This is a genomic window from Stieleria mannarensis, from assembly GCF_014154935.1.
GTDB lineage: Bacteria > Planctomycetota > Planctomycetia > Pirellulales > Pirellulaceae > Stieleria > Stieleria mannarensis.
Genome location: NZ_JACEHH010000034.1, coordinates 65667 through 91750 on the forward strand (window position 1 = coordinate 65667; position 26084 = coordinate 91750).

Annotated in this window: 19 protein-coding genes; 8 read left to right on the plus strand and 11 right to left on the minus strand. The window is 58.1% G+C overall.

Going from position 1 to position 26084, the window contains the following annotated elements; all coding sequences use genetic code 11:
* Positions 1-95: 95 nt before the first annotated feature.
* Positions 96-1964: a DUF4139 domain-containing protein gene (locus H1B37_RS21750; RefSeq protein ID WP_182868775.1), complete on the minus strand. Its 1869-nt coding sequence runs from the start codon at positions 1962-1964 to the stop codon at positions 96-98.
* 216 nt (positions 1965-2180) lie between these two features.
* Between H1B37_RS21750 and H1B37_RS21755 the strand changes: the two genes are divergently transcribed.
* Complete coding sequence (locus tag H1B37_RS21755) at positions 2181-3017, plus strand: hypothetical protein (protein WP_182868776.1); 837 nt, start codon at positions 2181-2183, stop codon at positions 3015-3017.
* A gap of 340 nt (positions 3018-3357) precedes the next feature.
* Here the strand turns inward: H1B37_RS21755 and H1B37_RS21760 are convergent, their stop codons facing one another.
* Positions 3358-4548: a DUF1559 domain-containing protein gene (locus tag H1B37_RS21760; protein ID WP_182868777.1), complete on the minus strand. Its 1191-nt coding sequence runs from the start codon at positions 4546-4548 to the stop codon at positions 3358-3360.
* Between the two features lie 81 nt (positions 4549-4629).
* Complete coding sequence (locus H1B37_RS21765; RefSeq protein ID WP_182868778.1) at positions 4630-5391, minus strand: DUF2306 domain-containing protein; 762 nt, start codon at positions 5389-5391, stop codon at positions 4630-4632.
* A 210-nt stretch (positions 5392-5601) separates the two neighbouring features.
* Here H1B37_RS21765 and H1B37_RS21770 point away from each other — a divergent pair, with 210 nt between their 5' ends.
* The gene (locus H1B37_RS21770; RefSeq protein WP_182868779.1) at positions 5602-6369 is read left to right on the plus strand and encodes a carbon storage regulator; all 768 of its coding nucleotides are present in this window, start codon (positions 5602-5604) and stop codon (positions 6367-6369) included.
* Here the strand turns inward: H1B37_RS21770 and preA are convergent.
* The 5 genes from preA to H1B37_RS21795 all read right to left on the minus strand — a co-directional run bounded on the left by preA (position 6341) and on the right by H1B37_RS21795 (position 12390).
* On the minus strand, positions 6341-7468 hold the full coding sequence (gene preA, locus H1B37_RS21775; protein WP_182868780.1) for an NAD-dependent dihydropyrimidine dehydrogenase subunit PreA: 1128 nt from the start codon (positions 7466-7468) through the stop codon (positions 6341-6343). The two genes, H1B37_RS21770 and preA, sit on opposite strands and share 29 nt — an antisense overlap.
* A gap of 81 nt (positions 7469-7549) precedes the next feature.
* A complete protein-coding gene (locus H1B37_RS21780; protein ID WP_182868781.1) occupies positions 7550-8941 on the minus strand; it encodes an aspartate aminotransferase family protein in 1392 nt (463 codons plus the stop codon).
* Positions 8941-10350, minus strand: a complete 1410-nt coding sequence (locus H1B37_RS21785) for a uracil-xanthine permease family protein (RefSeq protein ID WP_182868782.1) — start codon at positions 10348-10350, stop codon at positions 8941-8943. Before H1B37_RS21785 ends, H1B37_RS21780 begins: the two co-directional genes overlap by 1 nt.
* A 212-nt stretch (positions 10351-10562) precedes the next feature.
* Entirely contained in the window at positions 10563-11201 is a 639-nt protein-coding gene (locus H1B37_RS21790; protein ID WP_353620884.1) for a hypothetical protein, read from the minus strand.
* Between the two features lie 316 nt (positions 11202-11517).
* Positions 11518-12390: a nitrilase-related carbon-nitrogen hydrolase gene (locus H1B37_RS21795; RefSeq protein ID WP_182868784.1), complete on the minus strand. Its 873-nt coding sequence runs from the start codon at positions 12388-12390 to the stop codon at positions 11518-11520.
* Between the two features lie 282 nt (positions 12391-12672).
* Between H1B37_RS21795 and H1B37_RS21800 the strand changes: the two genes are divergently transcribed.
* Positions 12673-14178, plus strand: a complete 1506-nt coding sequence (locus tag H1B37_RS21800; protein ID WP_220498311.1) for a CoA-acylating methylmalonate-semialdehyde dehydrogenase — start codon at positions 12673-12675, stop codon at positions 14176-14178.
* A 198-nt stretch (positions 14179-14376) separates the two neighbouring features.
* On the opposite strand, the gene H1B37_RS21805 is transcribed toward H1B37_RS21800, so the two are convergent.
* Positions 14377-16536, minus strand: coding sequence for a WD40 repeat domain-containing protein (locus tag H1B37_RS21805; RefSeq protein ID WP_182868785.1), 2160 nt, complete (start codon positions 16534-16536; stop codon positions 14377-14379).
* A 78-nt stretch (positions 16537-16614) separates the two neighbouring features.
* On the minus strand, positions 16615-17412 hold the full coding sequence (locus tag H1B37_RS21810) for a secretin GspD/PilQ domain-containing protein (protein WP_220498312.1): 798 nt from the start codon (positions 17410-17412) through the stop codon (positions 16615-16617).
* Between the two features lie 402 nt (positions 17413-17814).
* On the opposite strand from H1B37_RS21810, the gene H1B37_RS21815 reads away from it, so the two are divergent.
* From H1B37_RS21815 to H1B37_RS21835, 5 genes are all read left to right on the plus strand, one after another.
* Positions 17815-18003 carry a YqaE/Pmp3 family membrane protein gene (locus tag H1B37_RS21815; protein ID WP_182868787.1) on the plus strand — a complete coding sequence of 63 codons (189 nt, stop codon included), beginning with the start codon at positions 17815-17817 and terminating at the stop codon, positions 18001-18003.
* Between the two features lie 318 nt (positions 18004-18321).
* Positions 18322-18936 (plus strand): DedA family protein, encoded by a 615-nt coding sequence (locus H1B37_RS21820; protein WP_182868788.1) that lies wholly within the window; start codon positions 18322-18324, stop codon positions 18934-18936.
* A 95-nt stretch (positions 18937-19031) separates the two neighbouring features.
* Positions 19032-20309, plus strand: coding sequence for a transaldolase family protein (locus tag H1B37_RS21825; protein ID WP_182868789.1), 1278 nt, complete (start codon positions 19032-19034; stop codon positions 20307-20309).
* A gap of 1078 nt (positions 20310-21387) precedes the next feature.
* Positions 21388-22086, plus strand: a complete 699-nt coding sequence (locus H1B37_RS33995) for a hypothetical protein (RefSeq protein ID WP_286178010.1) — start codon at positions 21388-21390, stop codon at positions 22084-22086.
* Positions 22083-23759, plus strand: a complete 1677-nt coding sequence (locus H1B37_RS21835) for a WD40 repeat domain-containing protein (protein ID WP_286178011.1) — start codon at positions 22083-22085, stop codon at positions 23757-23759. The genes H1B37_RS33995 and H1B37_RS21835 overlap by 4 nt, the downstream gene beginning before the upstream one ends.
* An 18-nt stretch (positions 23760-23777) precedes the next feature.
* Here the strand turns inward: H1B37_RS21835 and H1B37_RS21840 are convergent, their stop codons facing one another.
* A complete protein-coding gene (locus H1B37_RS21840; protein ID WP_182868791.1) occupies positions 23778-26081 on the minus strand; it encodes a HEAT repeat domain-containing protein in 2304 nt (767 codons plus the stop codon).
* Positions 26082-26084 lie beyond the last annotated feature (3 nt).

Genomic DNA, 26084 nt, shown 5'->3' on the forward strand with positions numbered 1-26084 from the left:
GCCAGCACGTGGCGTGAGCCAGTGGCGGGCGATGGTGGTGGAGTGGATCCACGGGCCGCTCGCTGACGCTTCCCGCTGGCATGGGATTCCGCGGGCTAAAAAGAACCGCCGCCGCCGAAACCTCCCATCCCGCCTCCCATTCCTCCTCCGCCGGACTGGTTGAAACGCAGGTCGTTTTGCATTTGTTGCACGACGTCGTTGCTGATGATCGATTGTGTGCGGTCCATTTCGATCGTGTAGTGATAGTGATGATCGTAGGCGTTACTGCCGAATCGCTTGGCGGGGATCGTCAAATCCCATCGCAGGATTCCCGTCGGGCGCTGCATCCTCAGGTACTTGGCGTCGCCGGAGAGTTGGCCCAGCGAACCTGAATCGGTGACGACGTTGACGGTTCCTGAATCGCTGGTGATCGGAATGCGATCGTACAACCGGATGTCGATTTCGTCGTTGTGGTAATTGTTGATGACCAGTCGGTACTCGAGTCGCGACAGTCGGTTGCCGCCTTGGATCGATTCATCGCGTGAGAGCAATTCACGTCGCGTACGGACTTGCCGATCGACTCCCAGTCCGACGGCGAATTCGCCGCCAGCGGCCGTCGGCGGCAACGTGGTCCGGCCGACAAATCGTCCATCCAGGAAGACCGTCGCCTCGCCGCCGACCAAGCTTTGGCCGAGTTGGTTTTCCAATGCCGCTTCGCGATAGGCGAAACTGCTCAACAGCGGCGTGACAACGCGATAGATCGGGCTGGTGATGTCCCAGCGCAGAATCGTGATCGCTTGCTCGGCGGTCTGGTCGGCCACGTCGATCGGCGTCGCAACACGATAGGTTTCGTCGGCCAAATTGGTGCTGGCATCGTCGGCCAGTTCACGCTGCACGCTTTGACGTCGATTGATTTCGACCACTTGGCGGCCAGCCGCTTCGGTGTTCAGGGCTAGGTTCCGCTGCCAAAGCGCGGGGTCCTCCCAAGCGGGGGCGGCGGCCGATTGCCGCGACATGACAGCCCCGCTCCTGGCGTCACCATCGCCGGTCGCTTGATCCACCGAAACACGCAGCGGCACCAACAGCGGTGTAGCCGCCTGTAGATTGGGGACTCCCGTGCAAAATGCCAACCGAACCCCTCGCCAGTCTTCGCCGCTGTTCTGCGAGACGGTCCCATCGAGCTGAACGACAAACGAATCTTCGCCCTGCCGGCCCGTGGTCGCGTGAATGCTGTACTGCGGTTGCCAGGACACTTCGTCCACCCAGTAGCTCAATCGCAACGTCCCGCCGCGCGGTGAATCGACCATCAACACGGCATCGAAGGTAGCCTCGGGCTTGGACTCCGATTCTCTTTGGGCTTTTTGAATGCTTGCGTCAAGTTGATCCTGCAGCGATTGCAATTCCTGTCGTGCACCGTGCAACTCTTTGGCGAGCATGCGTCGACGCTGCATCACAAAATCTGCGATTGCCGTGACGGATTCGACTTCCAGCTTGGATTCGCCGAGCCCCTTGTTCGTCTTTGCGGCAGTAAACTCCACCAGGTCCTCGATCGTCTCGAGGTCTTGTTCGATGACGGCAACTTCGTGCGCTGCATCTTGAATCGCCAGGTTTTGTTTCGCGATTTCCTCCGCCCATGCTTTCTTCGCCGCCTGGTCCACTTTGATCTGGTGGGGTGTGACACGCAGCGAACGCACCGTGATCCCGGCATCGGATTCCCAACGCACCGATTGATCGCGGATGGTCTTCGGCAACCCCGTGACGCGAATCACTTGAGGGGCATTGGAAGGTTGAATTTCGATCTCGCGGACCACGTTGGCTTGGCGGCGAAAGACGGTGACCGCGGCGATGGGACTGTCCACCTCGACCACAGAAGCCTGCTCTTGAGCAGAAGCGGAAACACTGGCAAGCGGCATCGACACACTGGATGCAAACACAATCGTGCGGAGCAAGACGGCGGTTCTGAGAAATCGGATGATCGCTTGCATGTTTGAACCTCGCTGGGGAGCCGGCTGTAGCGAAACGCTACAGTTGTTTGAATGACTGCGACGCGAAATCGAACGTTCCACTTTCGGTTTTGCGTGCAACAAGGTGGTGATGCATTCGGCATGCCAAGTGCAGTGATGAAAGACCATCGCTTCTGATTCCCGACCGGTTGGAGATGACAGGCAAGATGCCTATCCCACAAGTGGAGCACGACCTTCATGAGACTCATCGCGTTTTTGATCCTGCTCTCGTTGTCGCCGACTCTGTTGCTCGCGCAGGCAACCGATCGCTCGCACCATTGGCTCAGCCCGGGCCTGAGTGAGGAGATCACTCGATCCTCGACAACCAAGGCCGGCGGCGCGGTGGTTTCGTTTCCTTGCGATCCGCTGATGAGTGCAAAGCAAGAGCGAGCGATCGCGATCGCGTTGATGAAAGAGTCGCCGTTTCAGTGGAGGGCGAATATGCCGATCAGCAAGATTGCGGAGGACTTGAGTGAGTTGTTCCTCGTCATGCTCGATCGTCGAGCGTTGGAAGAAATCGGTCTTGAGGTGGACACGCCCATCGGTGCGGGCGTGATGGTCAACGGCAGTCGGATCACTTCACAGCGAGAATCCAAACCGGCCCGATGGTGGGACCGGAGCGAAGGAGTTGAATTGCACGGTCGCCCCAGTTTGATCGCCACGTTAATGAATCACTTGAGGAACTTGGATTTAACGCTGATGATCGTGCGCGGCCAAGTGGTCCTCACGACGGTGGAGGCAGCCGAGGAGGATTTGGCGACGCGGATCTATGACGTGACTCCGCTGGTCGACATGCGGCATCTGGCGTCGTGGGGACGGAGCCAATCGTTGCCCAGCAACAACGAGGTCTATGCCGACTTCGACACGCTGGTCAACCTGATCGAAACCAACGTCGATCCCGACACCTGGGAAGCTCTCGGCGGAAACTCAACGATCACCGGAACGACGATTCGCGATCGCCACTGGTTGGTCTTCTCGACCACAACAATGACCCACTGGAAGATTCAGCGATTGCTGGATCGATTGAATCATTAGGCGGGTATCGGTTGCAATTCATACGGTCTTGAATAATTTGACGCGACCGCAGGACGAACCTCTGTACCACAACTCACCGTTTACTCCTCCTCTCGCTTCGCTCGCCTGCATACGGATCAAGTTAAGAGATGGAACCATTCATCAAGTAAGTCACCCTCCCTTCCAGGGAGGGTCGCGGAGGGCCGTGAAATCTATTGCGGGTGAATTTCACGTTGCGTTGCGTGAAGCAATTACAACACAACCGCGTCGCGGTTGCACGCCAGCGGCGTGTCACAACAAAGCTTGGGGGCGCGATAGCGCACCCCAAGATCAGGCTGGTGCATGCACGGTCGACGCGGTGTTACCGATTCAGTTGTTCCTCGATCACCTCGCCCTGGCCGCGTGTGCCCAGAGCACCCCACAAACCGTAAGGGCTGGGACTATCGGGGGCGCGTGGACCCTCGCCGCCCAGGATGACCGTTCCCACGGTCGGATCACCGCAGTCGATCGATTCGGTCATGAACACCACCGCTCCGTCAGCCATCAACACGTGCGCCCCGCCTTGGTGACGACTCGACGCGGGCAACATCCCGATCCCGGCCTCACCGCCGGCCATGCAGACCTCTCGGTTGGGCGGCAGGACGGTATTGAACCCCGTGTACAACGCCGCCCCATCGGCCCAACGGAAGCCGCGTTTTTGATCCGCAGCTCCAATGTTTTCGGGACCCTCGTCACCATCGTTCCAGAACATCGGTCGCCCGGAATCAATCTGGTTCTCACAAAGCGTCGGAGAATCATGAATCATGTCCCAGGGATTCAATAGCGATCCGGTCGTGCGTTTGTCGCCGTCGCCAAGGTCGGTGCTGATCTCCCCGGCCAGAATCGTGTTGCTGAGTCCATCCAGAATGTCACCCCATCGCATCACCTGCCTGGGGACGAACGCTCCGCGGCCGGACGCGGCAACCGCATCGCCGCGATCGGTGACCCAGGATTGCGTTTGCCGGCTCCAACGAGTCGCCCCGGTGTCGATGCTGTCGGTCGCATCTCCCAGACAGACTGCAACGTTGCTGCGGCCGTGGGCGGGAAAGCCGACGCCCGGGTCCGAGGGGCATCGAAAGTCAGGGTAATCCGTTTGCCAAGGTTCAAAGTCACGCGTCCAGGGCGCCGGCCCCATCGGCGAGTAAACCACGTCGCCGCTCGTCGCGATTCCAGTTTCGATTCTCTGCCATGCCTGTTGTTGGTTCAGAAACGGCAGCAGGGCGACTAGGGCGCTCAAGCGGTACCGGTTGTTGCCAGGCGGGGACGTGCCTTGCGAATCAGACGACGGATCAAACGTTCCGCCCATCTGCATCGGAAGCTGTTTGTAAGCGGAATGATAGTTTTCAAAGGCCAGTCCGACTTGCTTGAAGTTATTGGAACAACTCATCCGCCGGGCCGCTTCACGCGACGATCGAACGGCCGGCAGCATCAGTCCGACCAAGACGCCGATCACCACGATTACAATCAGCAATTCGATCAGCGTCAATCCTGTTGATCTTGCATGTCGGTTCATACGAGTCTCCTATCGACTTGAGTTCATTTGCAAAACGATTCAGGAGCAAACGGCACGGGCATAAGCGTTGGTCGTTGGTGTCTAGCCTTTCGGTGATTCCCCGCCGCTGCTTCGCAGCGACCCGGGGGCGACGAACGCCGGAACACCAGCGGTTGCGATATCTCTTTTCCCAGCCCGATTTTTTGCTGAAGACGACACCCAAGCCAACTCATACACCGCCAGGGGCACGAGCCAGCTGAGCCATGCGTTCAAGCGGTACGTCCACTCGGATTCCAGGTTCGACACGATCACCAATCCGGCTGCGACGCGTAACAGCAACGGCGACCAGAGCAGCAGATAGCAACGCGTCGCCCAGCGACGGTGCGCCGCGATCTTGCCCGATCGCGCCAAGTACGCTGCGGCCGCAATCGTCACGCCGGTCAGGATTGATTGCACGAGGAAGCCGGTTTCGGCGATGGTCCCGGCATAAGCCTGTAACGACATCACCAAGCCGCTCGGGACGACCATCGTGATGACGACCACGAACTGTGTTTTACCGAGCATCGCGTGAAGACGCCGCCAACGCGTCTTGCCGCCGCTGAAAATCAAAACCGTGCCCAGAATCAGGGCCGTCGGTCCGGCCACCAAGTGCAGATAGAACGCCCCGCGATAGAGACCAACGAAAGTGAATCGGCGTCCGGCAAGAAACGGCGAGGCGTCAAAATCCGGCGGAAAATACCAGCGGTACTGATACAGAATCGCCAAGAACACCTTCGCCGAAACGATCACGCAACCCCAAAACAGGACCTTGCGTAAAACCTTCGCCAGTTGCTCCGGTCGATGGGTGTGGGCGAGAGGTTCCACGTCTTTCCTCGGGGGATGCCGATTGATGGTGGATTGGTGAGAAGCCGTTGTTTCTACGCCGATCGTCGGATGTGGTTCAAAATACTGGTGTTTTCTGGTTTTCGGCGTTGCGTTATGCTGACGTGAAACCGAAGCATGGGTGCTTCACCATTGTTCCACTGCGGCGACGAATGGATCGTTTTCGCGGTGAAAATGTAAATGGAGTCTGCCATGCTTGTGCTCTCTCGTCGTGAAAATGATCGCATCGACTTTCCCGAGTTGGGGATTTCGGTCGAAGTGGTGAAACTGACACGTTCGCGTGCCACATTGGCCATCGATGCCCCCAGGCACATCCGGATCTGTCGTCACGAAATGGGAAAGGGCGGTTCGACGCCGGTGACCGGTGAACCGGGTTCCCCTGAGATACGTCGGGACGTGGTTTCGCATATCCAAGACGAAATCAACGCGGCGACTGAAAAGCTGAAGGCCGCGCAAGCAGAGCTTGCCGCCGGTCACACCGAACCGGCATTGATCGCCCTCGGTGAAGCCCTGGCCGAACTCGACGCGCTGCGCTACGGTGCATCGGGTCATGAATCGAATCGTCGTGAAACGCCATCGCGGGTAGACCGTGTCGACGACCGGGCGGTTGCCGGTGGGGTGGCCGAAGCGACGGTGAATTACACCAATTCCGCGGACCAGCGAGCCACGCAGCACTCCCGCTCCGTCGTCCTCCTCGCCGCACCCGATGACGATCATGCGGCCCAATGGTCGGCCGAAGGTTTTGAAGTCACGCATACCTCCGATGCGATGACGGTGCTGTACGAGCTGTCACGCTTTGAAAAGCCGGACGCGGTCGTGTTGTCGACGTCGCCAGACGATTGCGATGGCCAATCGACTGTACGGCTGATCCGCAATTGCAGCCAGCATCCCCACGTGCCGGTCCTGTTCCTTGATCGCGGCGACGGCAGGGTTAACCTACCAGGTCGTCGGACTGTTTGACGAAGTCGTCGCCGTCCCAGTTTTCGTCGGTCGTGATTCCGCCGTTCTGCTTGGCCTTGGCTTCGGCCTTCTCCGCTTTCGCCTCCGCCTGACGCCGGACCAGATCGGCGTGGGTGGTGAAGTAGGGCAGCGCTTTCCCTTTGAAATCATCGATCGTTTCAAAGCCGTGCTTTTCCATGAAGGCCAGTAATTGTTCCTTCATGGTTTCGACCAGCTTGTAGCCGTGCTTCATCACACCGGTACAGACTTGAACGGTGTCGGCACCGAGTAAGAAAAACTCCGCGGCGTCTTCACCGGTCTCGATGCCACCGAGCCCCGAGAGAGTGCGGCCGGGAAACTCATCGCGGATCAACGTGGCGATCTCCATGTTCATCCGCAGCGCGATCGGTTTGACCGCCTTGCATGAATAGCCTCCCGGCGTGCTGTAACCTTCGACCGTGGGCATCGGCCGTAGCGTTTCCAAGTCGACGCCGATGACGCTGCGAATCGTGTTGATCGCGGTGATGCCGTCGATGCCCGCGGCCAGGCAGGCCCGCGACGGGTCTTCGATCCGGGTCACATTGGGCGTCATCTTGGCCCACACCGGTTTTTTCGTTGCGGCACGGACCCACCCACAAACCTCACTCAAAACGTGCGGGTCTTCACCCATCGCGGCGCCCATCTTTCGTTCGGGCAATCCGTGGGGGCAGGAGAAATTGCATTCGAACATGTCCACGCCGGCGGCTTCACAGCGCTGGATGATCTCGAACCAGGCGTCCTTGTTGAACTCTTCCATGATCGACGCGATCAAGACGTTGTCCGGATAGGCATCTTTGACTCGCTTGTACTCGTCGATCCACTGGTCAAACGACATGGTGGAGATCAGTTCGATGTTTTCCCAGCCGTATGGTTCACCGGAGTTGTCTTTTAATCGCCCGTAGCGTGGGGCGACGTTGATGACCTTGGATGCGTCCAAACTGACCGTTTTGGCGCTCGACGCGCCCCAGCCGTCGGCGAACGAGCGGCAGATCACCCGCGCGTTCGTCCCCGGCGGCCCGGATCCGATCACGAAGGGATTGGGAAACTTGATTCCGTTGACGGTGGTTTCGAGTGTCGGCATCGGTGTGGTCTTGAATCAAATGTTGTAGATCGGCCGGATAATCACGCAGTGTGCTTGTCGACAGGCTGGAAGCCTATCCCACTAGTCTGCGATTTCGGTTAAACATTCGTCGATCGTCGCCAACAGGAACTGGGCATCGTCCTTGTCGATGCACATCGGCGGTTTGATCCGCATGGTGTTGCCGTGCAATCCGCCTTTGCCCAGGATCAGTCCGCGTTGTTTGGCCCGTTCCATCAGTTCGGCGGCGGCGTCCGAGGCCGGTTCCTTGGTCATTCGGTCCTTGACCAGTTCGACGCCCAGCATCAGTCCCAGCCCGCGAACGTCTCCGATCAAGGGATGTTTGTCTTTTAATTCGGTCAAGCCATCGATCAGATAGTCGCCGATCGCGGCCGCGTTTTCCTGGATCCCCTCGGCATCGATCACTTCCATGGTGGCCAATCCGGCGGCCATCGAAACGGGGTTTCCGCCGAAGGTGTTGAAATGGATTCGATTGGTCATGGTTGCCGCCACGGGGGCGTTCGACGTCACTGCGGCCAGCGGCGCGCCGTTGCCGATTCCTTTGGCCATCGTGATGATGTCGGGCTTGACGTCCCAGTTTTGGTGCGACCAGTAATGTTTACCGGTGCGTCCAAAACCGCCTTGGACTTCATCGGCGATGCACAGCCCGCCGTGCTGCCGCACGATGTCGTACACGATCGAAAAGAATTCCGGCGGCGGGACCACGGCACCGCCGACCCCTTGGATCGGTTCGCCGATGAAGCAGGCGATTTGCCCCGGCGTCTGATACTCGATGACGTTCTTGATGTCGTGGGCACATTTTACATCGCAACTGGGATACCGCAGTCCCAGGGGGCATCGATAGCAGTAGCCCGGCACGCTGTGGGTGATCCCCGATTGCGGATTGCTGGGAAATTTCCACGTCCCGTGGGCGGTCATGCCCATCGCGGTCGTGGTTCCGCCGTGATAGCCGTTGCGCAGCGCGATGACGTCTTGGTTTCCGGTGAACTCGCGCGACATCAACACCGCGATCTCGTTGGCTTCGCTGCCCGAATTGGTAAAGTAGGTGCGATCGAGCGGTAGCCCGTCGGGGTTGGCGGGCATTTTCGACGCCAGCTTGGCGGCCAATTCGGCGATCGTCGGGTGCAGATAGATCGTCGTTGTGTGCTGCAACCGGCCCGCTTGAGATTTGACCGCATCGGCGACGTGCGGATGGCAATGCCCGACGCTAACCGTGACGATCCCCGCGAACGCATCCAAGTAGCGTTTGCCGGTTTCGTCCCACAGGTACTGCATGTTGCCTTCGACGATCATCAGCGGTTCGCGATAATACGTCAAAACGCCGGGATTGACGTATTGATGACGCATCGCCAGCACCTGGTCGCGTGACGGACCGTCATACGGTCGCGGCTGGTGATTGCAAAGAGGCAATTGAACGTGCGGCAATTGAACTTGGGGCAGGTCGTCACCGGTCATCACGATTGCTCCGTGAAAGGTTCCTGCGGCTCCAGGCCGCGCTCTCGACGCGTCCCGGGAATCAGATTATCGAGCGCAATGCCAAGGATGGCTGCGACCGCCATCCCCGTTTGTCCGATCGCGTTGATCACATCGTCCAGCCCGTCGATGAACGTCGCTTGGACGGTTTCGGATCCGCCATTGGCAAAATAGTACGGCACGCTGATTCCCATGAACAATGCAAATCCGCCGATAAACAGGTTGCGGTCGCTGGACAGATCGGCCCTGGCGAATTGGCGGATCCCGACCGCGGAGATCAACCCGAACATCACACAATACAACCCGCCGACGACCGGTTGCGGGATCGCGGCGGCCAACGCCCCGAATTTCCCAAACAGTCCCAGCAAGATCAGGATGATGGCCCCGATCTGAACGACATATCGTGACCCGACCCTGGTCAATCCGATCAATCCGACGTTTTCCGAATAGGACGTCGAACTGAATCCGCCGAAGACCCCCGTCAACGCGCATCCGATGCCCTCGCACCCGATCCCCCTGGAGATCTCCTCGGGCGTCGGGTCTCCCCCGCCGGCCATCTGTTTACAGGCGTGGTAGTCCCCAAAACTTTCGATCATCGATGCCAAGTACCCCGCAACCACGGCGACGATGAAGCCGAGTTTAAACTTGGGCATCCCCCAAGGCAGGAACACGTCGTGAGTGCGAAACCAAGGCGAATGCTCAAACGCATCCAGGTTCGGCCGCGCCGGATGGTCGGGACCGAAAACCCCAAGGAACGTGCACAGGGCACAGACCCCAACCGCGGTGAGGATCGCCAACAGCATCGGGAACATTTGGAACACCAGATGGTGGCGCGACCAGATGAACGAAAACACCGTGATCAGGACCATCGTTAAAATCGAGATCGGCCAGTGGGCCGCGGCGATCGGCGCGCCGGCTGAGTAGAGCGCCAATCCGATCAGCATGATCACCGGGCCGACCACCACCGGAGAGAGGACCTTACGGATCTGGCCCATCAACCCGCTGAATCCGATCGCGATTTCGAACGCCGCGCCGACGATGATCGCGCCGGCAATGTAGGGCATCGCCGCCCCCGGCGTAACGGTTTCGCCTTCGGGATGGATCGTCGCGATGATCATAAAGAACGCCGCGAGGAACGAAAAACTGACCCCTTGGATGATCGGCAAACGAGAGCCGAAGGTCGCTTGGATCAACGTCGCGACGCCCGAGCAGAGCATCACGCTGGAAATCAACAGCGCGATCGCGGCGGTGTCCATGCCCATCGCCGGACCGAGCAACAAGGGCACAGCAACGGTCGAACCGAACATGGTCAGCACATGCTGCATCGCCAGCACCACCGCTTTGCCAAGCGGCGGGCGATCATCCAGTCCGTAAATGATATTGTTTCGCATGGATCAAAGTGGGATAGGCTTCCAGCCTGTCATGCGCTGGATCACTGTGGGATAGGCTTCCAGCCTGTCATGCGCTGGATCACTGTGGGATAGGCTTCTAGCCTGTCATGCGCTGGATTTGACAGGCTGGAAGCCTATCCCACTGGGGATGACAGGCTGGAAGCCTATCCCACTGGGGATGACAGGCTGGAAGCCTATCCCACACTGGAAGCCTATCCCATTAGTTTGGGAATGGGAAAACCCGGTTCGATCGACAATCGCTTTCGAACAGGTGCCGAGGAAAACGGCCAGTCGACGGCATTCTGCACCAACCCAGCTTTGACAGGATTTTGCTCGATGTAGTGAATGATACGTGACGCCTCCGCCTCGTCTCTCGCGAAGTGGTCAAACGTTTCGGTTTGCCAAAAACTACCCTTCTGCGCCAGCATTCGATTGCATTGCGTTCCCGTGTAACTCTGGATGCTATGTGAGATCGCCTCGCGCGGTGTTCGGTCGTTCTTCTTCGAACGTTGAGCTTTGATGAAGTCTGCGACCCAATTAGGTTTTGGCAGGAACATCCAGTGGTGGTGGCTAGGCATGACAACGTACGCCATCAGAGAATATCGTTCTTCGGAAAAGTGAACGAACGCGTCGCAAACGATTTTCGCCAATCGTTCGTCCTTGAGATGTTCGACGGGGCATTGTCCGTCGAGGAGGTCATCCATCATTTTGAAAACAAGTTTATGCTTTTTGAGTTCCCAGTCCTGTTCGGAGAGCGAGTCTGGTTTCGGACGCTCCTGTAGCCACTCGCGGTATCGGCGTAGCTTTGACAGTCCCGCCGCCGGAAGACTTCCGTCGAGACATGCGGTCACGAAATACGGCTTGCCTTCGACGTCGATGTGTGGCAGGTGGCGTCGGCGAATCAAACCCGAGTATTCCATGATTCCCTCTGAAGTGAACGAAAGTGGGATAGGCTTCTAGCCTGTCATGCGTTGGATCACTGTGGGATAGGCTTCTAGCCTGTCATGCGCTGGATCACTGTGGGATAGGCTTCTAGCCTGTCATGCGCTGGATTTGACAGGCTGGAAGCCTATCCCACTGGATTTGACAGGCTGGAAGCCTATCCCACTGGATTTGACAGGCTGGAAGCCTATCCCACTGGATTTGACAGGCTGGAAGCCTATCCCACTATAGATCTGTGATTGCGTCGTAGGTTTCCGGGCGGCGGTCGCGGAAGAACTGCCAGGTGTTGCGGACTTCGCGGATCATGTCGAAATCCATTTCGCCGATCACGATGTCGGTCTCGTCGCGTTTTTCACTCTGTGCGAACAACTGTCCGCGCGGGTCACAAAAATAGCTCTGTCCGTAGAACTGGCCGATATTCCATGGGGCTTCGGTGCCGGGACGGTTGATCGCGCCGACGAAGTATTGGTTGGCGACGGCGTGGGCCGGTTGTTCCAGTTTCCACAAGTACTCACTCAACCCGGCCACCGTCGCGCTGGGGTTGAACACCACTTCCGCTCCGCCCAGCCCCAGGCATCGGGCGCCTTCGGGAAAGTGTCGGTCATAGCAGAGATAGACGCCAACTTTGCCGATCCGGGTGTCGAAGATCGGATAGCCGAGGTTGCCGGGGCGGAAATAGAATTTTTCCCAGAAGCCGGGGCTGCAGTGCGGGATATGGATCTTGCGAAATTTGCCCAGGTACGAGCCGTCGGCATCGATCACCGCTGCGGCGTTGTAATAGACTCCCGTTAGGTCTTCTTCATAGACCGGCACGATCATCACCATCTCGTGCTTCTTGGCCAACTGCATCATCAGCTTCGTCGTCGGGCCATCGGGCACGCGTTCGGTCATCTCGTACCACTTCGCATCCTGTTCGGCGCAGAAGTACGGGCCGTAAAACAATTCCTGCAAACAGCAGACCTGGGCGCCTTGGTCGGCGGCCTGGGCGATCAGATCGACGTGCAGGTCGATCATCGACGCCTTGATCCGTTTCACCGGCGACGTCGCCGGTTCACAAAGCTTGGTCTGGATCAACGCCCCGCGAACAATTCGTGCCATCAGTCAAATTCCTTGTTGCCAAACGTGGGATAGGCTGCCAGCCTGTCATCCGGTGTGGGATAGGCTTCCAGCCTGTCGACCGGTGTGGGAGAGGCTGCCAGCCTGTCGTCCGGTGTGGGAGAGGCTTCCAGCCTGTCGATTCCTATCCCATTTCGATTGTCTCGCCGCTAAGCTTAGCAAAGTCCGGGCGTTTACCCGAGACGTGTTTGCGACCGCCCCACCAGGTCGGCGAGTCAGGCCGGCTCAGCAGCGAGCGATTTCAATGGAACCAACCAGGAGGTCATGATGAGTGGCGAAGCACCGGTGGTGAAACTGCGGGTCGGGGCGCAATGGATCCCCAGCAGCACGGACAGGGATTCAACGGCCGTTTTCAATCCGTCGACCGGAAAGACGATCGCCCGGACGCCCCTCGGTTCGGCTGCCGACGTCGACGCCGCCGTCGCCGCGGCGCGGGATGCCTTTGGCCAGTGGGCCGAAACCCCGGTCGTCGAGCGGGCTCGGGTGATGTTCGCCTACCGCGAATTGATCGCCCGGCACTTCGACGAACTGGCCCGGCTGGTGACGCGGGAGCACGGCAAGACCGCCGGCGAATCCCGCGCCGAAGTCCAGCGGGGCCTGGAGATGGTCGAGTTCGCTTGCAGCGTCCCGGTGATGCTGGCTGGAGACACGTTTCCGCAAATCGCCGAAAATGTCGACGGCGAAACGAACCGACACCCGCTGGGCGTTTGCGTGGGCATCACGCCCTACAACTTTCCCAACATGGTCCCGCTGTGGATGTTTCCGATCGCGATCACCTGCGGCAACACCTTCATACTCAAGCCCAGCGAGAAGGTGCCGCTGAGTGCGATTCGATTGGTCGAACTGTTGATCGAAGCCGGGCTGCCCGACGGCGTGATCAATCTGGTCCACGGTGGAAAGGAGGTGGTCGATGCATTGCTGCAGCACGATCAGGTCGCCGCCGTTTCCTTCGTCGGTTCGACCAAGGTCGCCAAACACGTTTACCAGACCGGAACGGCGGCGGGGAAACGCGTTCAAGCGGCCGGCGGTGCAAAAAACCATTTGATCATCATGCCGGACGCCGACATCGAACAATCGGCCCAGGCGCTCGCGGCGTCGGCATTCGGGTGCGCCGGCCAACGCTGCATGGCCGGTTCGGTCGCCATCGCCGTCGGTTCGGCCGGCGACCCGTTGTTGGATCAATTGGTGGGCGTGGCCGATCGGTTGAACGTCGCGCCCACCGACAATAACGATGCGTCGGAAATGGGGCCGGTGATCAGCGCCGATCACCGCGATCGCGTCGCCGGATATTTAGACACCGCCGGGCAGGTCGGCGCGAAGGTCGTTCTGGACGGTCGCGATGTCGACGCCGGAGAATCCTTTCTGCTGGGACCGAGCATCGTCGATCAAGTCACAACCGACATGCCGCTGTGGAGAGAAGAAATCTTTGGGCCGCTGTTGTCGGTCGTCCGTGCCGAATCGCTTGAGCAGGCCCTGGCGATCGGAAAGACGTGTCCGTTCGGCAACGGCGCGTCGATCTTCACCCGTGACGGGTACTCGGCGCGCGAATTTAAACGTCACTTCAATGCCGGCATGATCGGGATCAACGTCGGCGTGCCCGCGCCGATGGCCTGGTTGCCGTTCACCGGTTGGAACGATTCGTTTTTCGGTGACCTGCACATCCAAGGCACCGAGGGCGTCCACTTTTACACCCGCCAAAAAATGACGCTCACCCGCTGGTTCCAATCCGCCAGCGAGCCGCATCATGACCCGGTTTGGAAATCAAAGTAAATGGTAGTGGACAACGCGACGAGTCCTCGCAGTGCGCAATCCGAATGGACTCGTCGCCTCGTCCACTACCGGAAAACCAAGCTGGAGAGGCACGCCCTACTTGTCGCTAGGCTCGATGCGAGCGTGGGAAATGTCCGGGAACCACCTTCTGGCGAAGGTAGCTACGTTGTCGAGCAGAAAAGGGGGCAGCGGCACGCGCTACTTGCGATACACCAGGGGACTCTCGCCCTGATCGACAATCACCATCAGTCCATCGTCCGTCAACGCAATGCTCTTGAGTTGGCCGTGCGTTTTCATCAGGGGCTCTAAATTCGGGCTGCGACGTCCCCGTTCGTACGCCGCACCGGGTTCGGTTGCCGACGACCACCGCGACAATTGGCCAGCGCGATCGCTGACCAACCAGTCATCACCCCATCTGCCGTGCACCCAATGTGATCGCAATTCGTCGACGACGCGTCCTGAATCGATGTCGTAGACCGCAAGCCGGTACAGATGGCCGACGGCGATTCGTTTTCCGTCTTTGGAAAAGAACACACCTGGGTGTTCCGAGTCGACAGAGCCGCGGGTTTGCACTGTTTTCAAGACACGCTCGTTTTCCGGATCCCAAATCACCACGCGGCCGGTTTGTGCCAACGCGATCCGTCCACTTTGCTCGTGAACGTCCATTGCTTGGATCATCGAGATCCGGACGGTACCGGTTTGTCGTGCGACTTCAGCCAATTCGATCACACGCTCACGCGATTGAACATCGTAGATTCGAAGTGCGTCCTGCTCGGCCACCAACAATCGCTGGCCGTCATCCGAAAAACGAACACAGCGGGAATGACGATCGATGTTGGCGGGCCATCGAGATTCCCCCGTGGGATCGGCATAGTCGGCAAACGGGCGTCCCTCGGTCACCGACCAAACCTCCGTCGTCAATCCCTGCCCGACCAACGCGATCAACGATCCATCGGGCGACAGGTGAACGTCGTGGATCCAGCGCGTTTTGGGTTCAAACGTTGCCAAGCACTTCCCATCGCTGGCATTCCAGACGTGGACGTACTTACCGACCGCCGCGATGGTTGAACCGTCGGATGAAACCGCGCCCCTTGACCACGCCAACATCTCATCGTCAGCAGTCGCGTCAGCGGACTGCGGGGCCGTCGCTTCCACGCTTGGCAGGGGCCAAATGCGTGTGCCGTTGTTGTATCCGACGGTGATGACGCCCTGTTGCCCAGCGAGGGCTCGGACGTGGTGCGCGGTATCGTGGTGCCCGATCACACGCGTCGATCCGGTATCACGGTCCCAGATCAAGATCTCTTCCTCGCCCGTCAACACGCAATACCGATTGCTGTCGTCGAATCGGTCGATGGCGATCACGGGACGGTGGCCGGTGTCGAGATTCCCCTCGGCGACAAACCCCGCGGTTGCTTCGGACCAGATTCGCACATTCCCGTTGGACAATCCGAGGATCCAGTTTCCGTCCGGGCTGGGGGTCACGAACGTCGGTTGCTCGGCGAGCGGAAATCGCACTCGCCGTTCCAGCGACGGCGTGTCGTAAATTGAAAGCGCTTCCATACCTGCGATCGCGATGGACGCTCCGTCGTCACTGATGTTGGCATCGACCACCGTAACATCATCGGGCACCAATTGATGAACTTGCTCGTTGCCGAGATCGACCCAGTGAGCGTTGGGAATGTTGCGTCCTTCCGGGGTACGCTCACCGACAGCCACGAATCGCTGGCCGTCGGGGTGAAACGCGATCCGATCCGCATTGATGCTGCGATCGGTTGGAATTGGCACCAGGGAATCGTCGTCGGGACGCAACAATCGCATCGGGCCGTAGGGAGACCCGAGGGCGATCAGCTGACCATCCGGGGAATAGCTCGCGCTGGTGAAAAACGTATGGTCTGCCGTCGGATCGATCCGCCGTGTGTCGATCAGCGATCCGGTTTCCAGATCCCAAAATTGCACGTTGCGTCCGCGGGGGCTGGCGAGGATCGGCTTTTCGGTATGCACAGAGGATCGTCCAGCGGCACCGACGAGTAGCTGAAATGATTCTCGTGGTGCCCCTGCCATGTGCAAAACCAGTCGTAGGTTCGATTGCCCGTCCGTCTGGGACAACTCGATCGCTGGAGCAACAAGATCAGGGCTCGGCAAATCCGGTTCGGTGACCCCCAATCGGGAATCGGCGTCCCGGGCAACGCGAGACGTCGTCGTGGACGATCCGGGGCCATCCGCACGGTTCGATGCATCGGACTGCGGTCGCACGACGACCGCGTCACCGCGAAAGAAGGTACGGATCAGTGGATACAAGAAAGGAAACGCGACGAGCAAACCCGCCAACAAAATCAACAGTTTCCCAATTCGCGACATGGCCTGGTTTCCGTCAAATCCCCGTCCACGTTTTGCAATCGCGACACGGTTTTTCCGCTCGTCGCCTTAAGACTTCTGCTACAACCGTTTCGCTTTCAGCAACACGATCGTGTTCATCGTAACGGCTTTCGGCTTGGTTTGCTTGAACGTCTTGTTCAAGTACGGCAGGTTGGACAGCATCGGTGTGCCGGAGCTGACGTCGGTCCGTTCGGTGGACTGGAAGTACGGGTCGAGCAACAGAATCTGTTTCGGCAATAGCTTTGCCGTTGCCGTTGCCTGTCGCACTTCGTGGCTGGGCACTTGGATCGTCTTTTGGCCGTCGCCGATGCCGTAGACATGATGTTGCTGGACGTCAGCGACACGGGCCTGTTGAATCTTGGTCCGCACGATCAGGGCGTCGCCGTCTACGTTGCCCAGGACCGAGACGTCGGTGCCTTCGCTGAGCACGTGAATCCCCGACTGCACGGCGGTCTCGCCTTCGTGCTGGATCTCTTTCAATTCGGACAAGAACGGACGCTGCACCTGCTGTTCGATCGAAGCGGTTTGTCCATCGCCGGCGATCATATTGGGGCGAGCGATCACCTTGCTGTGTTCACTTTCTTTCGCCAATGCATACAACTGTTCGGCCTGTTCGGGATCGATCACCGCGCTGGACACGATGCTGCTGGTCGTCACCGTGTGCCGGCTGCCCAGTGCCAGTTCATCGTCGGAGATCAATTCCGAGGACGCGTCGGTCACATTGGTGATCTGTGTTTGCACCTTTTGGTCACCCAGCTGGGCATAGATTTTGTCACGCGTTTCCGAGTCGACCGAAAGAATCTGCACCTCGAACTTGATTTGATTTTTCGGAGCCTCAAACGAAGCCTTTTGCAGCATACGCGACGCAATCGTCCCGCTTCCGACGGCTTGAATCACTTTTCCGTTTGCAAAGGGGCCCGAACCGTTGACGGCCGGTTCGGATCCGGATTCGGGCGGACTGTGGGGCGGCTCAGCATGAAGCAGCCCGATCGAGGCAACGAGGAGAACAGCGACAACGCTAGCAATTCGAGCGAAAGGCATCATTTCTTCCGTGGTGAGGGCAATCAAGCACAGGACGTCCGCAATCCATCCCCTACCAAAAACGCCACGATGGAGGGAAGCCCCATTCGCCGGCCGGTGGGGCGCACCGCTTCATTGGCATCGGACTTGCGTCACTGTGGGTGACGGCCTCGGGATGCAACCTGCCGTGTTGAACGCTGAGGCCACAACCTATGCCCCCGCATCTCGTGGAGACCAACGATGGAATTCGTCCGGCTGCTGATCGCGTTTATCGTTCCGCCTGTCGCTGTCTACATGCAGTTCGGCATCGGGAAGCACTTCTGGATCAACCTTGTCCTAACACTGGCCGGTTTTGTGCCGGGCATGCTGCACGCGGTCTACATCATGGCGGCCCGCCCGCCTGGGCTTGCGAAGCTGCCCGAGCAGTGACAGGCCTGGATGGATTTGACGTCGATGTAGCGGTGACTGTTGGGCGTCCACCCTGGCCCGTCGGTGACCGGGTTGTCGGATTGCCGCGCGGTGCCGTCGGCTGAGGCGCTGTTGCCGCATGTTCAGTGCATTGCGGTCGTCGGATCGTGAGTTGCCGTTTTTGCCCGTTGCAATTCGCCCGACGGCTTTCTCGCAGAACCGCATTCTCACAAATCGTTTCATCAGGCATGCCGAGTGCAACCGCCGGGTTGTCGAGCGTGAGAACGAACGACGTCTCCTTCACATTAAATCGTTACCGTCCGACGAGACCTGACTTCCATGAGCGATTGGATTCACGACATTCTTGATCAATTTGGCGTCGTCGGCGTTGGCATGATGATGCTGATCGAGAATATTTTTCCACCGATCCCATCGGAGGTGGTGATGCCCTGGGCCGGTTACGCCGTCAGCCAAGGGGATCTGTCGTTCTTCGGTGCGGTGGCAGCCGGCAGCGTTGGTTCATTCCTCGGCGCGCTGGCCTGGTATCTATTTGCCAGATGGTTCGGAAGAGACCGCTTGACGAACTGGGTGCGGCGGCACGGTTGGTGGTTGACGATCTCGACGTCCGACATCGAGCAAATGGAGGCGTGGTTTGCGCGGTGGGGCCATTGGGCCGTGCTGCTGTGCCGGATGATCCCCGGCTTGCGGACGCTGATCAGTGTGCCGGCAGGGTTTGCCAACATGGCCATCGGGAAGTTCTGCGTCTACACCGCCGTGGGAACCGTCCTCTGGACCGCACTGCTCGCCGCCCTCGGTTGGTGGTTGGCCGACAGCTACGAACAACTGGTCACGCCGCTCAGTTGGGTCAGCACCGCGGTCATCGCCGGCATGTTCGCGTGGTGGTTGTTCCGGTTTGTCAAAGCCGGCGTGATCCGCAATGCGGCCAAGTCCTAACGTGCCAAGTCCCAACGTCACGGGAAGCGAAGCGGCATGACGCCAAATCGGACGAACTCTCTATCACTTGTCAATCAACAGAGGAGCCAATACAGATGTCAAACCTAAGCACCGCAACGCCACTGGAAACCATTCACCCCGAGTCTCCCCAGGCAGACCGCATCGCAGCCTTTGTCCATGAAGGCATCAATCTGGATGCCCCCGGCCGCGAGGTTCAACCCAGTCCGTTCTGGGATCGCATCAACGGTCTCGAAACATCCCTCTGGATCGACAGCGGCGACATCGACTCGATTGAATCAACATGGAACAAATCGTTCCGCGGATTGACGACCAACAACAGCCTGTTGAACAAAGAGGTGCAAAACGGAACCTACGATGATCTGGTTCCGAAGGCCCGTGAGGTGGCTGGTGAACTGTCCGATCACGCCTTGGTGCGCGAGATCGGATTTATCCTAAACGTGCGGCATGCGTTGCGATTGGTCCAGCGATTTCGTTGCGACGTCAGCGTGGAACTCCACACCGATCTGGCCGATGACACCGAAGCGACGTTGGCCTATGCGCGACGCTGTCACCAGATCTGTCCCGAATTCTTTGTCGTCAAGGTGCCATTGACGCCCGCCGGCTTGATCGCGATCCGACAGCTTCGCGACGAGAGGATTCGGGTTAATTGCACACTCGGATTCAGTGCTCGGCAGAATTATGTGGCCACCGCACTGTCGCGACCGTCGTTTGTGAACGTGTTTCTGGGGCGGCTGAACTCCTACGTCGCCGACAATCAGCTCGGCGACGGCAAGCTGGTCGGCGAAAAGACGACGCTGGCCAGCCAGGGTGAAGTCGCGACGTTCTCTCGCGGATTGCCGACCACCGACACCCAACAGATCGCCGCCAGTCTCCGCGACGCGTCACAGTTGCCCGATCTCGCCGGAGTTGATGTGATCACCATGCCCACCAAGGTTGCCCAGCAGGCCGAACAGACGTTGGATCAACCCTGGCAATCTCAACTCAATGAGCCTCACGATGTCAAACTCGCGGACGAGATTGAATCGAACACCGTGCAAATCGAGAAGTTGTGGGACGTGACGAAATCGGAGCGTTTCTTCGTCCAACAAGCCATCCTTTCCCCGCCAACGAGTGCGGATGAATTGCGATTGATGACCACCGACCACGACTTGGAGGACTTATTCCCCGTGATGGCGGACGAGGAGCTGCGAACGATTGCCGAGGACGGAAAGATCCCCGTTCACGACCGCTGGAAAGAGCGGATTGTTCGCGGCGACTTGGCGATCGACAGCCTGATGACGCTGGCGGGCTTGGCATCCTTCGCGGACGCCCAGGCAAAACTTGACCAGCGGATTCGCGAACACCTTGGTTGATTGCTCCACGGTCGAGCGGAGCGTCGGCGGGCACCGCGGCGCGGCTGATTGACAGAATCTGCACTCGCAGGGCGACGATCGAGTTGCAATACGCGGCAGCCTGCCAACACGCCCGCCGACTTTATCAGGTTCTACTGTGATTTCATCTGTACGTGTCGCAGGATTGGTGCAACCAACGCCGAGGGCACTCCGGTCGGGATTATCGTCCTCCAGTGCGCGACGAGGTAATCACACCAGCAATCGATCTGACCAAGCACAAGGTTGTCTGTCACACCGACCTTAGCGGACATTTGGCTCATTTATGGAGCCCTGTTCAGTACCAATGTGACGGGGACCATCTTCGTCTCCTGCTTTCTGCTTATCCGAATCACACCCGCACTGGAACTTTGACAACGGTCGCATGTGTTTCCGCGGTATTGATTTCGGCCTTCTTGCAAATTCTATGAGTGAATCTACGGTACATGGTGGTCCTGCAAATCATGAAAGCAACGAATGTCATCGCCAGTTCTCATACGCCGCTCAACAAGTTCGTACACGAGATTTGACCCTTTCGGTTCGGGGGTTTATGAGAAATCTCATGCGAAAGCGCTGCGTACTGCTGCTTTGGGGCTCTGCACAAGAACCAAAATCTGTGTCGCCGATTCGTGAAGGCTGAAATTCCATGACCGCGGTTTCTCAAACCGAGAAGGGAGGATGGCTTAGCGGACCACTCGTGCGGCGAGCTTATCTAATCTCCGTTTGGTTGTGGCTATTGTTTTGCTTGCTGTTTCCGACTTGGACTGGCAGAAGCTATCTCTACGACAAGGGGAGTGAGCAGTGGCGTACTAGCGGAGCCTTCGGCATCACTGGATCCGGAAACCCGATGACGAGCCTCGCACCGATTTGGGATCCGCCTCGCTCGTCGGGCGGTCTTCCCACGGTTGTTCGCTGGCCGCTCGCGTCGATCGAAGCAGAGCACAACATTGAAATCCGATTCGCTGCGACGCTGTGGCGATTCACCAGCGGATTGTTCTTTGCAGGGATCATTGTTTTGGTTCTTCGCTGCACAAGATGCGTTCGGGAATCCGATCGGGTCCTGTTGGTCGCCAGCGCGATCGCTGTCTGCATCCTAACGGCAAACATTGTTTTGGCCGGGATCGGTGCGGCGTCGATGGGGTTCGCGCTTATCAACCCAGTTGTCATTGGTGTTCTGAGCGTTGCGATCGCTGTGGGAGTCATCGTTGGCGGTTTCGTTTTGCGGGCAGGTGAAGGCAGTGCACCGCCTCGAAAGTTGACTCATCAGGCCAAATCAATGTCACCAGCCCCTCTCGCCGACACCAACTCCCACGAATCCTCAAAGATGACTACATTGGCCTCGATGCGAAGCTTGAGTTGGTGGTGGAGAGTTCCTGCGTACCTGGTATTTCAATTCTTCGTCTGGATTTTGGTCGCCAGCCAATCGTGGCCCGTCGGACGCGATGTCTTTGGACCCTACAGCCTTGAGCCGGATTCCGTCGTGCTCGCTTATTGGATCCAATTTGTCTTGCTCCCCTTTTTCCCGCGTCGTTTTCAGGTTTTTGGGCTGATTCAGCTTTTTGTCATCGTCCTGATCTATGTCTTGCCCGATTGGCCACGTGGCGGCAACGTGTTTGCCCCCTTCATCCGCGTGCCAGCGGGTGTCTGGCCACTGTTTTGGATACAGTTCGCTGCGACTCTGGTGCTGTTCTGGCGTTCCCCGTACCTGGTCAAACAGTTGACCGTGCTGCGAAATCAACGAGCAGATGGAGCTTCGCCATGAGCGGGACGAATAGTGGTTCACGTGATATTGTTGTTTTTCTGATAGCGACCTCCTGCTTGATCGGGGCAGCGGTTGGCGGTCTCGCTTGGAACGCGGGTCGAGTTCGTCGACAGCAAACTCAAAGCACGCGATCACGGGATGTCAAAGATGCCGATATTCAGTCGACCGGTAAGATTGCGATTCAGCTTCCCGGCCACAGCAGTCAGAGCATCGTTACCGCTACGATGATGCCCGGCGAAAGCAGAATGCGTTGGTGGTGGTCGGCTGGCAGCGAATTCATTTATTTGCTGAACCTGCAGGGGAATGACGTCGTCGTTGATCGCGTGTCGGTGTTGACCGGGAAAGGCACTCGAGTCGCCGAAATCGAACAACGTTGGTACCACGACGCATTTGGTACCGATGATCGAATTTATTTACTGCGAACGGATACACGCGGTCGGTACCAGTTGATCGCCGATATCTATTCGATGTCCGAGAATCGGCTGGTGGCAACCCAATCTTTGCTTGATTTACCACTTCCTTCGCGGCTCGTACCATCCCCCAAAGGGATTTGGATCCCCGACGGTTCTTTGGTGTCGATGACGGTGCTTCAATACGGTCCAAACAACGAGAGCTCTACTCGCACGCTCGTCATTGATCTGCAAACCGGCTTGCCAATCGAGACGCCTGAGTCAGAACCGTTGCTTGACAATCTGAAGGCATTGGCTTTCAGCAGCGACGGAAGCCGATTGTTCCTGATTCACTACCATCTCGCCGCATCTTCGGAGGCGAAGCATGAGTCTCCATCTCTTGTCGTGCTCGATACGCAGTCCGGTGAATCTCAGTCAATCGCAATCGCTGGACTTCCGCGGATGCGTCCCCTAGCCATTAGCGACGATGCCGAGCGGATGGCATTTGCGTTCCACTCAAAAGTGGAGATCTGGAATACGCTGACCGGCGAGAAAACGGCAAGCCTTCCTGTTCGCAGCGATGGCCGATCGCCTTGGGAGGTCGTGAAAGTCGAGTTTTTTGCGGGAGGGGATTTTGTCGCGGTGGCTGACGCAAGGACGTTAAGCGTTTACGCGAGCGATACGGGAAATCGGGTCAGTCGTTTTCCGGATGTACCACCCAATGATCAAGCTCCGATCATGCCTATCTTTCTCGGCCGAAACAGAGGCGAGTTGGTCGTTGTCGGAACCACACTGGCGGGTGACCAATCGCTATCTCATTATGATCTTTGGATGCATCGAATGACGTTCGACGAAAATGGAACAAGCAATCAAAATTCGACCTCGGCGGGTGCCCAGGCAACGAATCCCGTGGCGAGAGGTCAGGCTGAATGGACCTCTTGGATGTCAAGCAACGACTACGAGTCTGAATTCAAGAAACAGGTGGCCAGCGGCAAATACCCGCTCAAGGTCGTCGGCAGAAATGAGAATGGCGAAAGCCAATTTCGTGCCCGGTTCGTTGATCTGCCCGAGAATCTGGAGTTCTACGCCCGGCACGATACGACCGAAGCGTCTCCTCGCCTACCACAATTCCGCAATCGTAGAGGTCAACTGCGACCCAGCGACAACCGCATATTTGGGATTCAAAGGCACGCCTATCGCGAAATCTGGCGCCAGTGGTTCGTCGACCAACAAGGAACGACTCGCTACAACATCGTTTGGATCAAAGTGGCCGACCCAGAGTAGCTTCACTGGTTCGTCGTTTTATTGGTCCGCGGAGATCCGAATCAGATGCAGGTCGTTTTTTGTCGAGGGATCGGAATGCGGAATTCCTTTGACGGTGGCGAGGACGAAACCGCGGTGATCAGCGGCGAACACCAACGGTCGCAATTTGTAAGGACTGCCGGAGAGTGTCAGCACGTGACGACTGACACGCTGGCGAGTCTCCGTGTCGAAGACATCGACTCCGTTTCGTGTTGCAACTGCCATCAACCGACCACTTGCGTCGAAGGCGACGGCGGGCTCCCACGGTTGGTCCATGTACGCCAACCCATGCTCCGCGACGAATTCACGCGTGGACTGCGTACTCGGGTCGAGCAACTTGATCGTAGAACCGTTCCGGTTTGATCGATAGCCGACAACAATCCAATCGTGAGCACCACGGTGACGCGACAGCGTGGTCAGACTTTTCTCGTTCGGGGACAAGAATTCAACATCACGCGTGGAAAGGTTCATCGAAGCGATCCCGTTCACCTTTTCCTGGAAGCACCATCCCTCCAGTATCAGTGAATCGTTCGTCGAGTTGAAACCAATCGGTACCATCAAGTACTCGTCCGGCCGGTCATCGGGATAGGGGTTTGGTTGGTCAAGTGATTTGACCTGCAGTACACGTCGCTCGGTGTATCCACGGTCACGAGGTGTGCGGACAGACTGCACAAACGCCACTTTGCTTCGGTCGTCGCTCCACACAATGTGATCGACCAGGCTCTTTTGATTCGGATTGACGGGTTGCAGAAACGCGAGCGTGGTGATCTTGATTCGCTTCAAACGATTCAACGACCACGTATCGGCGAAGAGCGTCTTTTTTCCGTTGGTATCCTCCAGACGCAAAACGATGAATTGGTCTCCGATCCCCACTGCGGACTGGATGCCCGTCGCGTCCAAATCGATCAGGTGTTTACATTCGGCCGTTTCCAGATCGACCTTGTGCAAGGAGGGCTTTTCACCATCGGTACGCAGAAACATCAGGCTATCCCGGTCCGCCGACAGCCAACTGAATAGCCTGTTCGCCTTGAGAGGATAAAATTGCTCTCTGTCTTCGGTCGTCAAAAACTGAAGTGGCCGCCCAAAACGAGAAGCTCTTGAGGTTGAGATTCTGTTCAACGCTTCCGTGGCTGCTTCGCGCACGTCGCCATATCGAGCCGTGGTCGCGAGTTCAAGAGCGTCAACCGCTTCGCTTGCCTCCGGCCCCATTGCACCCAGGGCGACTGCGGCCGCGGGCGCGAAACTGTATTGGTTTGGATGTTCCCTGAGCACTTCGATCAAGGCCGGGACCGCTTCACTCGCGTCCGGTCCCCATTCCTGTAGCAGCTCGGCGGCACCAATCGGTGCGTCGAAATCACCACCATTCCGCCAGTGACGGTGGGAGCGATCCACCATGAACTGGGCAATCGGCTTCACCGCGAAAAGTCCTTCGTCCCCAGCTTGACGCAGCAGATCATACAATTCTGCACGATCGTTTTCGTATCCCTGTAAAATCGCGAAAACGAGTTCACGACGCACGGTAACAGGCTGATCCCGATCCTCCACGGCGATCAGCAGTTCGCCCATCATGGAATCAGAGAAATGGACCTTTGTGCCGTCGAGTGGCGTTGAAAGAAATTCCACTGCCTTGAGTCGCACCGCCTCGTCAGGATGGACGAGCGCACGTCGCACAAACGCTGCGGTCGGTTTTTCTTTTCGCTGTGCATCGTACCACTGCCGAACTGTGCTTAATCGCTGCCGGTCGTCTGCGACCACGCCCTGAACGAAGGTTTCAAAGATGTCGTCAAGACTGTTGGTGGTCTCGATCGTGTCGCGAAAGACGGAAGTGTTGACGATGTAGCGAGGGTGCGTCACCGCGACGACCATCTTTGGCGGACCAGATGCGACGTTCTTTCGCGAGTCGCGCGAATCGGCTGACGCGATTTCAACATCAAACTTCAGTGTCCCCCGTGCCGAGACGGTGATCAGGCAAGGGACGGTGGCATTTTGGAATTTGATCTGTCGATTCATTGTGATCGGTCTGTTCTCCAGCGGATCACCCGATCGTGAATAGCCTCTCCCTTCGATGGCCACGAACGAACCGAAGCGATCGACAATTGGATCATCGGTTGGCAGAGCCGATAGATGAGCTTTCAGTCGCTGCTGCACATCTGCGACCGTGGCTGAATCCGCCTCCTTAAATTCTCTGTCGAGGCTAGCCTGCTGAAGTTGCGATTTATCAACCAACCGAAACACCGCGGCGATGGTGACAGCAACAATCACCAAAGCGGTCGCGGCGACAATGAGTTCTAGATAGCGTTTCATGTC